Source organism: Streptomyces sp. NPDC028907 (assembly GCF_055564995.1).
The window spans coordinates 23,374-36,209 of sequence record NZ_JBVHVE010000017.1 but is presented as its reverse complement, the minus strand read 5'-3'; the positions used below and the strand labels follow the sequence as shown (position 1 = coordinate 36,209).

The window sequence follows — 12,836 nt, the reverse complement described above, 5'->3', positions numbered from 1 at the left end:
TAGGTCTCGCACAGGATCGCTATAACGACTGTTATAGGAGCCGTGCATGACCATCATCACGGTGAACTCCCCCAAGGGGCGTCTGAGCCTGGAGCAGCGCCGTACCCTGGCCGAGACCTTGACGGACGCGGTGCTCGTGCCCGAGGTCGGTCAGTTCGCGCCGCCCGCCAGGGTCGGGTTCCAGGTCCACTTCGTGGAGCGCGAGCCGGACATGATGGCCATCGGCGGCCGACTCCTCGCGGACTCGGCCCCGAGGGGTCGACGCCATGGCGATAGACGTGGCGGTGATGGACGGCGAGCCCTCGCCGGCCTGGTGGGTCAACTTCCGGGTCATCGACGAAGGTGGCTGGGGCCCCAGTGGCGGCGTGCTTTCGGTCCTGTCCCTCCTCGGCAGCGGGGTGTTCACCGAGGAGAAGGCGAAGGCTGTGCGCGCCGCTCTCGGCGCGTGAGGGGGCGCTCCCCCCGAGCCGCAGCTGCTGAATTGCCCTCGGGGGGAGCCGGTCATCGCCTCGAATCGACAGGGCGGCGGCCTTGACAGGGGGCTGCGGGTCGGGCTTCCTTAAGGCTGTTGCGCATCGAGATACTGTTGCGTAATCGGCAACCTATCGACAGGTCTGTCCCCAGCGGGGCGGCTCCCCGAACGGCGGCCCTGGGACCCGGCGATGCAATGGCTCTGATTCCCCTATCACCGCGGAGTAGCGCTACCGATGACTCGCAAGCCCCCTGCCGAGGACCCCGGCGACGCCCGACTGCGGGTCGGCCCGCCGAAGGAGTACGCCGCCGGCCTCCCCGCGGTCACGTCCTCGTTGCGGCACGCCGGCGAACAGATGGGGGCCCGTCGCAGCCTCCTCACTCTGCTCCGGGTCAACCAGAAGGAGGGCTTCGACTGTCCGGGCTGTGCCTGGCCGGAACCGGAACACCGGCACAAGGCGGAGTTCTGTGAGAACGGGGCCAAGGCCGTGGCCGAGGAGGCCACCGTGCGCCGGGTGACCCCGGACTTCTTCGCCGAGCACACCCTGGAGGACCTGCTTGCGCGCAGCGACTACTGGCTCGGACAGCAGGGACGTCTCACCCACCCCATGTACCGCCCGGCCGGCGCCGACCGCTACCGGCCGATTTCCTGGGACGACGCGTTCGCCGTGATCGCCCGCGAACTGGGCACGCTCGACAGTCCGGACCAGGCCGCCTTCTACACCTCCGGACGGGCGAGCAACGAGGCCGCGTTCCTCTACCAGCTCTTCGTGCGCGCATTCGGCACCAACAACCTGCCGGACTGCTCCAACATGTGTCACGAGTCCAGCGGCTCGGCCCTGGTGGAGACCATCGGCATCGGCAAGGGCAGCGTCAGCCTGGAGGACCTCTACGAGGCCGATCTCATCCTCGTGGTGGGCCAGAACCCCGGCACCAACCACCCCCGGATGCTCTCCGCGCTGGAGAGGGCCAAGCAGCAGGGTGCCCGCGTCATCGCCGTCAACCCGCTGCCCGAGGCAGGGCTGCTCCGGTTCAAGAACCCCCAGAAGCCCTCCGGCGTCATCGGTGGCGGAACCAAGCTGGCGGACCAGTTCCTCCAGATCAGGCTGGGCGGCGACCAGGCGCTGTTCCAGGCGTTCAACCGCATGCTGCTGGAGGCGGAGGACGAGACGCCCGGCACTGTGGACGCCTCCTTCATCGAGCGGTACACGCATGGCTTCGAGGAGTTCGCCGAGCACGCCCGCAAGGCGTCGTGGGACGAGATCCTCCAGGCCACCGGACTGCCCGAGGCGGAGATCCGGGAAGCGTTCGACCAGGTGCTGGCCGCCGAGAAGATCGTCGTCTGCTGGGCGATGGGACTCACACAGCACAAGCACTCCGTGCCCACCATCCGCGACGTGGTCAACTTCCTCCTGCTGCGTGGCAACATCGGCCGCCCCGGCGCCGGCCTCTGCCCGGTGCGCGGCCACTCCAACGTGCAGGGTGACCGCACGATGGGCATCTACGAGAAGCCGGACGCCGCCTTCCTGGACCGGCTCGGCGCCGAGTTCGCCTTCACGCCGCCGCGGCACCACGGCCACGACGCCGTCGACACCATCCGCGCCATGCGCGACGGCGACGTACGGGTCTTCGTCGCGCTGGGCGGCAACTTCGTCGCCGCGGCCCCCGACACCGACCTGACCGAGCAGGCGCTGCGCAGGTGCCGGCTCACGGTGCAGATCTCCACCAAGCTCAATCGGTCGCATGTCATCGCCGGGGAGCAGGCCCTGATCCTCCCGTGCCTGGGCCGGACCGAGGCCGACCTGCGGCCGGGCGGGCCCCAACAGGTCACGGTGGAGGACTCCATGGGCATGGTCCACCTGTCGCGAGGGCGCCTCGCGCCCGCGTCCGGGCACCTGCTGAGCGAGCCCGCGATCATCTGCCGGATGGCACGGGCCACCCTCGGGGAAGCGGGCCCGCGGGTGCCGTGGGAGGAGTTCGAGTCGGACTACGACCGCATCCGCGACCGTATCGAACGCGTGATCCCCGGCTTCGAGGACTTCAACGCCCGGGTGCGGCAGCGGGGCGGTTTCGCCCTGCCCCACCCGCCCCGCGACGAGCGCCGGTTCACCACCGTCACCGGCCGGGCCAACTTCACCGCCAACCCGCTGGAGAGTCCCAAGGTCCCGCCCGGCCGGCTGCTGCTCCAGACGCTCCGCTCCCACGACCAGTACAACACCACCATCTACGGCCTCGACGACCGCTACCGCGGCATCCGCCAAGGCCGCCGGGTTCTCTTCCTGCACCCCGACGACCTCGCCGAGCGAGGGCTGGCCGACGGGGACATGGTCGACATCGTCAGCGAGTACGGCGACGGCGTGGAGCGCAGGGCGCCCTCCTTCCGGGCCGTGTCCTACCCGACGCCCCGGGGCTGCTGCGCCGCCTACTTCCCCGAGACCAACGTCCTCGTACCCCTGGACTCCACGGCGGCCGTCAGCAACACCCCCACGTCGAAGTCCGTCGTCGTCCGGCTGGAGCCGGTGTCCGCCGACGCATAGCCACCAGCGGGAGTGAACCACCCCCCTCCGGAGGTCCTCTTCCGGAGGCGGTGACCGATGAGCGGCCCCCTGTACGACCACGCTCCCCGGGCCACGTTCGACGCCGACCGCGGCACGGCACAACTCGCCGTCGGTATCCGCACGTTCTGGACCGACCGAACCGCTTCAGGCGGCCCGCTGCGAAAGGCGCGCCGCGGTTGCTGACGGTGACGCCGGGCCGGGTTTCCCGCGTGCGCCGACGATCACCGGGTTGCGGTACCGCAACTCCGTGCGAACCCCTTGACAGCCCTCCCCGACACCCAGAGGGTTGTTTCCCATAGTGAATGCCGATGCATTATTCGCAACGACGCCACCGTGGCGGCCCCTCCGCCTCCCCTTCTCTCGTCGTCCTCCCATCCGCTCCGGCGTGCCGGCCGGTCAGGCGGAATCACCGACGAGTTCCCCCGCCGTCGTCCGCGACAAAGACTTCACCGCCGTCTGTGGAAGGGACGAGCTGATGAGCAATACCCATGAAAGGGACGGGAGTCGAAGCCGACCCGTCGTCGCGGATCCCCCGGGAAGCCCGGCGGCAGCCGCCGGCCCCCGCACCGATCTGGTCGTCTTCGGAGTCGCCGCCGCCCTCACCCTCGCCTTCGTCGTGTGGGGAGCCACCGCGACCGACACGCTGGAGAGCGTGTCCGGGAAGCTCCTTGACGGGACCATCCGAAACGGCGGCTGGGCCTTCGTCCTCGCCGCCTCCGGCTTCGTGGTCTTCGCCCTGTGGCTGGCGATGAGCCGTTACGGGCGGATCACCCTCGGCAAGGAGGGTGAGCAGCCGGAGTTCCGCACGGTCTCGTGGATAGCCATGATGTTCAGCGCGGGCATGGGCATCGGCCTGATGTTCTACGGCGTGAGCGAACCGCTGTCGCACTTCGTCACGCCGCCACCGGGCACCGACCCTGCCGATGCCAACGAGGCCATGGGAACCGCCATGGCCACCACCCTCTTCCACTGGACGCTCCACCCGTGGGCGATGTACGCGGTCGTGGGTCTGGCCATCGCCTACAGCACCTTCCGGCGTGGTCGCCGGCAGCTGATCAGCGCCGTGTTCACCCCGCTGATCGGTGAGCGGCGGGCGAACGGCTGGGGCGGCAAGGTCATCGACATCCTCGCCATCTTCGCCACCCTCTTCGGTTCCGCGGCCTCCCTGGGGCTCGGCGCCCTCCAGATCGGCAGCGGCTTCACCGGACTGGGCTGGCTGGGATCTGTCGGCACCGGCCTGCTGGTCGTCGTGATCGCGGTGCTGACCGTGGCGTTCGTCGCCTCGGCGGTGTCCGGGATCGAGAAGGGCATCCAGTGGCTGTCGAACATCAACATGGTGCTGGCGGTGACCCTGGCGGTCTTCGTGTTCCTGGTCGGACCGACCATCTTCATCCTCGACCTGCTGCCCACCTCCATCGGCGCGTTCCTCGGTGACCTGGCGCAGATGGCCGGGCGCACCGAGGCGTCCAGCGGTGAGGGCGTCGCCGACTGGCTGGCCGGCTGGACGGTCTTCTACTGGGCCTGGTGGATCTCCTGGACGCCCTTCGTCGGCATGTTCATCGCGCGCATCAGCCGTGGCCGGACGATCCGGCAGTTCGTGGGCGGGGTCATCCTCGTGCCCAGCACCGTCAGCCTGCTGTGGTTCGCCGTCTTCGGCGGCTCGGCGATGCATCTCCAGGACGAGAAGCGGCTCAGCGACGCCGCGACCGCCCAGGGGCAGCTCTTCGACGTGCTCCAGCAGTACCCGGTCGCCACGGTCACCAGCGTGGTGGTGATGATCCTCGTCGGCATCTTCTTCGTCTCCGGCGCCGACGCCGCCTCGATCGTGATGGGCACGCTCTCGCAGCGCGGATCCCTGGAACCGACCCGGGGTGTCGTCATCCTCTGGGGCGTGCTGACCGGAGCGGTCGCCGCGATCATGCTGCTCATCGGCGGCGGCAAGGGCGACGCGCTCACCGGCCTGCAGAACCTCACCATTCTCGCGGCGGCCCCCTTCACCGTGGTGATGGTCGGCCTGTGTGTCGCCCTCAACCGGGACCTGCGCCAGGATCCGCTCATCATCCGGGGGCGCATCGGCAAGGAAGCCGTCGAATCGGCCGTCATCGCCGGCCATGAGAAGTACGACGGCGACTTCGAACTCCGCATCGGTCCCTGTGCGCCTTCCGGCGACACGGAGGCCGACGGGTCCCGGCAGTCCGCACAACCCACGCAGTCCCCCTCCACCTCCGCTCCCTGAGAGCGTCGTACCCGCGCCCGGCGAGGTCGTGGCACCGACATGGTCGGCCACGGCCCGCCGGGCGTTCGTGCTGCTCCGGCCGCGATCCCTGTCGGCCGAGGGAACCTCGTCGCGCTGCTTGACCCCCGGTCGGCACTCAACGATGCTGTGTTGCGGCACGTGAGATGAGTGCCGTAATGAGCAACATCTGATTCAAGTCTCGACCAGCCGAGGAGTGGCCATGACGCACCAGGTCCGTGCTGTCGTCGCGCGGGGCAAGGGCGCCCCCGTCAGCCTGGAAACGATCGTCGTGCCTGACCCGGGTCCGGGTGAGGCGCTGGTGAGGATCGAGGCCTGCGGGGTCTGCCACACCGATCTGCACTATCGCGAGGGCGGCATCAACGACGACTTCCCGTTCCTGCTGGGGCACGAGGCCGCCGGCATCGTGGAGTCGGTGGGGGAGGGCGTCACCGACGTCGCGCCCGGTGACTTCGTGATCCTCAACTGGCGTGCGGTGTGCGGCCAGTGCCGCGCCTGTCAGCGTGGGGAGGCGTGGTACTGCTTCAACACCCACAACGCCAAGCAGAAGATGACCCTGCTGGACGGCACCGAGCTGTCGCCGGCCCTGGGGATCGGCGCCTTCGCGGAGAAGACGTTGGTCGCGGCCGGTCAGTGCACCAAGGTCGACCCGACCGCGTCGGCCGCCGCGGCCGGTCTGCTGGGGTGCGGCGTGATGGCGGGGATCGGCGCGGCCATCAACACCGGGGGCGTCGGCCGGGGCGACTCGGTCGCCGTCATCGGCTGCGGCGGGGTAGGCGCCGCGGCGATCGCCGGAGCGAACCTGGCGGGCGCCGCGAAGGTCATCGCGGTCGACATCGACGACCGCAAGCTGGAGACCGCCTCGAAGCTGGGCGCGACCCACACCGTCAACTCCCGCGAGACCGACCCCGTCGCGGCGATCCGCGAGCTGACCGGCGGGTTCGGCGCGGACGTGGTGATCGAGGCGGTGGGCCGCCCGGAGACGTACAAGCAGGCCTTCTACGCCCGCGACCTGGCCGGCACGGTCGTCCTGGTCGGTGTGCCCACCCCGGAGATGAAGCTGGAGCTGCCCCTGCTGGACGTCTTCGGCCGTGGTGGCTCCCTGAAGTCGTCCTGGTACGGCGACTGCCTGCCGAGCCGGGACTTCCCGATGCTCATCGACCTCTATCTGCAGGGCCGGCTGGACCTGGACGCCTTCGTCACGGAGACGATCGCGCTGGACGAGGTGGAGAAGGCGTTCGAGCGGATGCACCACGGCGACGTGCTTCGCTCGGTGGTGGTCCTCTGATGGCCGTCCGCATCGAACGACTCGTCACCTCGGGGACGTTCTCCCTGGACGGCGGCACCTGGGACGTCGACAACAACGTGTGGATCGTCGGCGACGACAGCGAGGTGATCGTCGTCGACGCGGCGCACGACGCCGACGCCATCGCCGCGGCCGTCGGCGACCGGCGCCTCATCGCGATCGTGTGCACCCACGCGCACAACGACCACATCGACGCCGCGCCCGAACTCGCGGCACGCACGGGCGCCCCGGTCCTGCTCCACCCGGACGACCTGCCGCTGTGGAAGCAGACCCACCCCGACCGGGTGCCGGACGCCGAACTGACCGACGGCCAGGGCATCCCGGTGGCCGGCATCGAGCTGACCGTGCTGCACACGCCCGGCCACGCCCCCGGGGCGGTCTGCCTGTACGCACCGGCCCTGACGGCGCTCTTCAGCGGCGACACGCTGTTCGCCGGCGGACCCGGGGCGACAGGGCGGTCGTACAGCCATTTCCCGACCATCGTCGAGTCGATCCGGAACCGGCTGCTGACGTTGCCCGCAGAGACCGTCGTGCACACCGGGCACGGGGACACGACCACTGTCGCCGCCGAGGCCCCGCACCTTCAGGAGTGGCTCGACCGCGGCTTCTGACGCCCGTCGGCGCCTCTCGTACGCCCGCCCCCGGCCCGCGGTCACCGCGAGCCGACGGGGCGGGCTGTTGTTGTTCTATATGAATGAAGTTCTTCATGGCGCAACGCAAAAATCAGACTCAGAGCGCCCTTTGAATGCCTTGACAGCGGTTCGGGACGACTCCAGACTGATGTTGCGCTTACCGCAATCCGTTTCGTTATACGCACCGAGGTGTCATGATGATTCCCGCGTGCCGTCTCGAGGAGCTCCCCCGAGGCGAGGCCCACCGGCTCGACATCGATCCGCCGGTCTCCGTGTTCCACACCGACGACGGCGAGCTCTTCGCCATCGACGACACGTGCACCCACCAGGACGCGTCGCTCGCCGACGGCTGGCTGGAGGGCTGCGAGGTGGAATGCCCGCTGCATGCTTCCAAGTTCGACCTGAGGACCGGCGCGGTCGACGCCCCGCCGGCCAAGCTTCCGGTCCGGACGCACGAGGTCGTCGTCGAGGGCGGCGTGATCTACGTGCAGGTGTCGACGGACGCGCCCAACCTTCCGCCCTGCATCGCCGCCCGGCTCGCCGGGGGTCCCGCGTGAGGAGCGTCGCCGTGGTCGGCGCCTCGCTGGCCGGACTGTCGGCGGCGCGCTCACTGCGGGGGCAGGGCTACGACGGCCGGCTGGTCGTCGTCGGGGACGAGCTCCACCGCCCGTACGACAGGCCCCCGCTGTCCAAGGAGTTCCTGGCCGGCACCCTCGGCGAGGCCGAACTCGCCCTGGAGACCGACGGCGAGGACCTTCGGGCGGACTGGCTGCTCGGAGTCCGCGCCACCGGACTCGACCACGCGGCCCGCACTCTGCGACTCTCCGACGGGCAGGAGGTGCGGGCCGACGGCGTGGTCATCGCGACGGGCGCCGCCGCTCGCACCCTGCCCGGCTCCGAGGGCCTGGCCGGAGTGCACACGCTGCGCACCCTGGACGACGCCCGCGCCCTGCGGGACGAGCTGGCCCGCGGCGGACGGTTGGTGGTGATCGGCGGTGGCTTCATCGGGGCCGAGGTCGCCTCCACCGCTCAAGCCCTGGGGCTCGACGTGACCGTCGTCGAGGCCGCCCCGACGCCGCTCGCCGGTCCGCTCGGCGAGACCATGGGCGCCATCGTCTCCGCCCTGCACGCCGACCACGGCGTACGGCTGGAGTGCGGCGTGGGCGTCAAGGGGCTGAGCGGGGAGACCCGCGTCGACGCCGTCCTGCTGGAGGACGGCCGAGGCATCCCCGCCGACATCGTGGTGGTCGGCGTGGGAGCACGCCCGAACGTCGAGTGGCTGGAAGGCTCCGGCATCGCTCTCGACAACGGCGTCAAGTGCGGCGCCGACGGCCGCACCAGCCTCGCCGGTGTGGTCGCGGTCGGCGACTGCGCCAACTGGTACGACCCGCGCGCGGGTTTCCATCGCCGCATCGAGCACTGGACGGGAGCACGGGAACGGCCCGACGCCGCGATCGCCGCACTGCTGGCGGGCGGTGCGGTGGAGCCGGGAATGCCCAGGCCACCGTACTTCTGGTCCGACCAGTACGGCGTGAAGATCCAGTTCGCCGGTCACGCGGCCGGCGCGGACAGCGTCACCATCGAGGCCGGCGGCGCGGACGACCGCGACGTCCTGGCCGTCTACCGGCGGGCCGGGGACCCGGTCGCCGTGCTCGGGATGAACCAGCCGCGGTTGTTCATGCGCTGGCGCAAGCAACTCGCCGCCACCGCATCCTGACACCGCTCGCATCTTGACACCGCCCCAGCGGGATCCCATGCTGCGGTTTCACATGGCACGCAGCGTTGCTCCATACACAACGCCGTCCGGAGTCGTTCCTCCCGGCGCGTGAAAGACCCCTCCACGACGTTCCCGAGGAGTGCACCGTGACCTCGACCAGCCTGCCGGACAGTCTGATCGCCACTCTTCCCGGCTCCTCCTACACGGACCCGGAGTTCTTCGCCCAGGAGCAGGAGCACATATTCGAGACCATGTGGTTCTGTGTCGCGCGGGCCGCGGAGCTGGCCAAGCCCGGCGCCTTCCGCACCGTCGACGTGGGCCGCGAGAGCATCCTCGTCACCCGGGGGCGGGACAACGGCATCCGCGCCTACTTCAATGTGTGCCGGCACCGTGGAGCCAAGCTCTGCACCGAGGAGACCGGCGAGGTCAAGCGGGCCTTCCAGTGCCCCTACCACGCCTGGACGTACGACCTGAACGGCAAGCTCGTCGCGGCGCCCAACCTCACCAAGATGCCCGACGTGGGCCGTACCGAGTACGGACTGGTGAGCGTGGCCGTGCGCGAATGGCTGGGCTATGTCTGGGTCTGTCTCGCGGAGAACCCGCCCTCCTTCGAGGAGGAAGTCATCGGTGAGATCGTCGCCCGCCTCGGCGACGTCGAGTCGATCGAGCGCTACGACATCGACAACCTCTCCGTCGGCAAGCGGATCACGTACGACGTGAAGGCGAACTGGAAGCTCATCATCGAGAACTTCATGGAGTGCTACCACTGCGCCACGATCCACCCCGAACTCACCGAGGTGCTCCCGGAGTTCGCCGACGGCTACGCCGCCCAGTACTACGTGGGCCACGGCGCGGAGTTCGGAGACGAGGTCCAGGGCTTCACCGTCGACGGCTCCGAAGGGCTGGACCGCATACCGGGGGTCGCCGACGACCAGGACCGCCGCTACTACGCGATCACCGTCAGGCCCCAGGTGTTCATCAACCTCGTGCCCGACCACGTGATCTTCCACCGGATGTACCCGGTGTCCGTGGACCGCACGATCGTCGAGTGCGACTGGCTGTACCTCCCGCACGTCGTCGGGAGCGGAAAGGACGTCAGCCGGTCCGTGGAACTCTTCCACCGGGTCAACCAGCAGGACTTCGACGCCTGTGAGCGTACGCAGCCCGGAATGAGCTCCCGGATGTACGCCAAGGGGGGCGTACTCGTGCCCAGCGAGCACCACATCGGCGCCTTCCACGACTGGGTGAACGAGCGTCTGGGCGCCCCTCAGGGGTGATTCAGCCCAGATAGCCCATCCGGTGGCTGATCTCCTCGGCGCCCTTGACCAGTACCGGGGACACCTCGTGCATGCGCTCCTCGGTCAAGCGGTAACCGGGCCCGGAGGCGCTGAGCGCCGCGATGACCTCGCCGTCCCGGTTGCGCACCGGGGCGGCCATCGCGTGCAGACCGACCTCCAGCTCCTCGAGGGTGTAGGAGTAGCCCCGCTCCCGCGCCTCGGTGAGGTTCTTCTCGAGCTTCGTCTTCGCGGTGATGGTGCGCGGGGTGACCTTCTTCATGCCGGCGGAGGCCAGCAGCGCGGCGCGCTCCTTGGCGGGCATGTGGGCCAGAAGGATCTTGCCGCTGGACGTCGCGTGCAGGGGAGTCAGCTGACCGACCCAGTTGTGCGCGGTGATGGCTCCCGGTCCGCGCACCTGGTACAGGTTGATCGCGTAGTGCTCCTGCATGACGGCGATGTTGACCGTCTCGCCGATCTCCTCCGCGAGGCGCTCACAGATGGGGCGGCCCTGCTGGGTGATGTCGATACGGCCGGTGACGGCTCCGGCCAGGCGGACGATGCCGAAGCCGAGCCGGTACTTGCCGCGCTCGCCGGCCTGCTCCACCAGTCCGCGCGCCTCCAGGGCGCCGAGCAGCCGGAAGGCGGTCGACTTGTGCACCTCGATCTCGCCCGCCACCTCGCTCACGCCTGCCTCGCCACGCTGAGCGAGGATCTCCAGGACGCTGATGGCGCGGTCCACGGACTGCACGCCGCCGGCATGTGAATTCGACGTTTCTGTGTCAGGACTGTAGTTGCTCACAGTGAAACTATACGCGTAGTAAACAACATCACTGCAAGTAACGTCGTCGCAATCAAGATCCTGAAGTTGCGCTGTTCGCAACCTGGTGCGCATGACGCTACCCGTCTAGCATGCCTCGCATATCTACGGCGCGAGCGAGACGAGGCACCATGGCTCCTGTGCAGTACGACTTCGTCATCGTCGGTGGCGGTTCGGCCGGCAGCGCACTGGCGAACAGGCTCTCCGCGGACCCGGCCAACCGGGTGCTGGTCCTGGAGGCGGGCCGGTCGGACTATCCGTGGGATGTCTTCATCCATATGCCCGCGGCGCTGACCTATCCCATCGGCAGTCGGTTCTACGACTGGAAGTACGAGTCCGAGCCTGAGCCGCACATGGGCGGCCGACGCGTGTACCACGCGCGCGGCAAGGTGCTGGGTGGCTCCAGCAGTATCAACGGCATGATCTTCCAGCGCGGCAACCCCATGGACTACGAGCGCTGGGCGGCCGACCCGGGTATGGAGGCATGGGACTACGCGCACTGTCTGCCGTACTTCCGGCGCATGGAGAACTGTCTGGCGGCCGGCCCGGACGACGAGTTCCGCGGCCACGACGGCCCCCTGGTCCTGGAGCGCGGCCCGGCGACCAACCCTCTCTTCGGTGCCTTCCTCAAAGCCACGCAGGAAGCGGGCTACGCGCCCACGGAGGACGTCAACGGCTATCGGCAGGAAGGCTTCGCGCAGTTCGACCGGAATGTGCACCGCGGACGTCGGCTCTCGGCCTCGAAGGCGTACCTCAAGCCCGCGATGAAGCGGCCCAACCTCACCGTGAAGACCCGCGCGCTCGTCAGCCGCGTGCTCTTCGAGGGCAAGCGCGCCGTGGGTGTCGAGTACCAGCGCGGCCGGGGCGCGCTCCAGCAGGTCCGCGCCAACGAGGTCATCCTGTGCGGCGGCGCCATCAACTCCCCGCAGCTGCTTCAGCTCTCGGGCGTCGGCAACGCCGAGGAACTGCGGGCGCTGGGCATCGACGTCGTGCACGACCTTCCCGGCGTCGGCGAGAACATGCAGGACCACCTGGAGGTGTACATCCAGTACGGCTGCAAGCAGCCGGTCTCCATGCAGCCGTACCTGGCGAAGTGGCGGGCCCCCTTCATCGGCCTGCAGTGGCTGTTCCGGAAGGGGCCGGCCGCGACCAACCACTTCGAGGCCGGCGGCTTCGCACGCAGCAACGAGGACGTGGACTACCCCAACCTGATGTTCCACTTCCTGCCCATCGCGGTCCGCTACGACGGCTCCGTGCCGGCCGGCGGCCACGGCTACCAGGTGCACGTCGGGCCCATGTACTCCGACGCCGTCGGCTCGGTGAAGATCAAGAGCAAGGACCCGCGCGAGCATCCGGCCCTGCGCTTCAACTACCTCTCCACCGAGCAGGACCGCCGCGAGTGGGTCGAGGCGATCCGGGTGGCCCGCAAGCTCCTCAACCAGCCCGCGCTCGCCCCCTACAACGACGGGGAGATCTCGCCCGGGCCCTCCGTGGAGACCGACGAGGAGATCCTCGCGTGGGTGGCCAAGGACGGTGAGACGGCCCTGCATCCCTCCTGCACCTGCAAGATGGGTACCGACGAGATGTCCGTCGTCGACCCCACCAGCATGCGGGTGCACGGCGTCGAAGGGCTGCGTGTGGTGGACGCCTCCGTCATGCCGTACGTCACCAACGGCAACATCTACGCCCCGGTGATGATGGTCGCCGAGAAGGCCGCCGACCTGATCCTCGGCAAGGAGCCGCTCGCGCCGTCGAAGGCCGCCTACTACCGTCACCGCGACGTCCAGAAGCAGGCGGAGTAGGA

The 12,836-nt window shown here is 69.3% G+C and carries 9 protein-coding genes and 1 pseudogene; 9 read left to right on the top strand and 1 reads right to left on the bottom strand.

The annotated features are described in order from the left end of the window. The first annotated feature begins 46 nt into the window (after positions 1-46). The 8 genes and pseudogenes from ACZ4UU_RS37710 (at position 47) to ACZ4UU_RS37675 (ending at position 10,215) form a co-directional block, all read left to right on the top strand. Positions 47-449 (top strand): annotated as a pseudogene (locus ACZ4UU_RS37710) (tautomerase family protein). A gap of 258 nt (positions 450-707) precedes the next feature. After that, a complete protein-coding gene (locus ACZ4UU_RS37705; RefSeq protein WP_471907930.1) occupies positions 708-3,008 on the top strand; it encodes an FdhF/YdeP family oxidoreductase in 2,301 nt (766 codons plus the stop codon). Between the two features lie 496 nt (positions 3,009-3,504). Further along, a complete protein-coding gene (locus ACZ4UU_RS37700; RefSeq protein ID WP_471907929.1) occupies positions 3,505-5,265 on the top strand; it encodes a BCCT family transporter in 1,761 nt (586 codons plus the stop codon). A 220-nt stretch (positions 5,266-5,485) separates the two neighbouring features. Continuing rightward, positions 5,486-6,571, top strand: a complete 1,086-nt coding sequence (locus tag ACZ4UU_RS37695) for an S-(hydroxymethyl)mycothiol dehydrogenase (protein ID WP_471907928.1) — start codon at positions 5,486-5,488, stop codon at positions 6,569-6,571. After that, positions 6,571-7,200 (top strand): MBL fold metallo-hydrolase, encoded by a 630-nt coding sequence (locus ACZ4UU_RS37690; protein WP_471907927.1) that lies wholly within the window; start codon positions 6,571-6,573, stop codon positions 7,198-7,200. Before ACZ4UU_RS37695 ends, ACZ4UU_RS37690 begins: the two co-directional genes overlap by 1 nt. 215 nt (positions 7,201-7,415) lie before the next feature. Next, entirely contained in the window at positions 7,416-7,778 is a 363-nt protein-coding gene (locus ACZ4UU_RS37685; RefSeq protein WP_471907926.1) for a bifunctional 3-phenylpropionate/cinnamic acid dioxygenase ferredoxin subunit, read from the top strand. Beyond that, positions 7,775-8,938: an NAD(P)/FAD-dependent oxidoreductase gene (locus ACZ4UU_RS37680; protein ID WP_471907925.1), complete on the top strand. Its 1,164-nt coding sequence runs from the start codon at positions 7,775-7,777 to the stop codon at positions 8,936-8,938. Before ACZ4UU_RS37685 ends, ACZ4UU_RS37680 begins: the two co-directional genes overlap by 4 nt. 146 nt (positions 8,939-9,084) lie before the next feature. Beyond that, complete coding sequence (locus tag ACZ4UU_RS37675; protein WP_471907924.1) at positions 9,085-10,215, top strand: aromatic ring-hydroxylating oxygenase subunit alpha; 1,131 nt, start codon at positions 9,085-9,087, stop codon at positions 10,213-10,215. Position 10,216: 1 nt separating this feature from the next. Here ACZ4UU_RS37675 and ACZ4UU_RS37670 read toward each other — a convergent pair whose 3' ends face one another. Continuing rightward, complete coding sequence (locus ACZ4UU_RS37670; RefSeq protein ID WP_471907923.1) at positions 10,217-10,963, bottom strand: IclR family transcriptional regulator; 747 nt, start codon at positions 10,961-10,963, stop codon at positions 10,217-10,219. 200 nt (positions 10,964-11,163) lie between these two features. On the opposite strand from ACZ4UU_RS37670, the gene betA reads away from it, so the two are divergent. Further along, the gene (gene betA / locus ACZ4UU_RS37665) at positions 11,164-12,834 is read left to right on the top strand and encodes a choline dehydrogenase (protein WP_471907922.1); all 1,671 of its coding nucleotides are present in this window, start codon (positions 11,164-11,166) and stop codon (positions 12,832-12,834) included. The last annotated feature ends 2 nt before the right edge of the window (positions 12,835-12,836 follow it).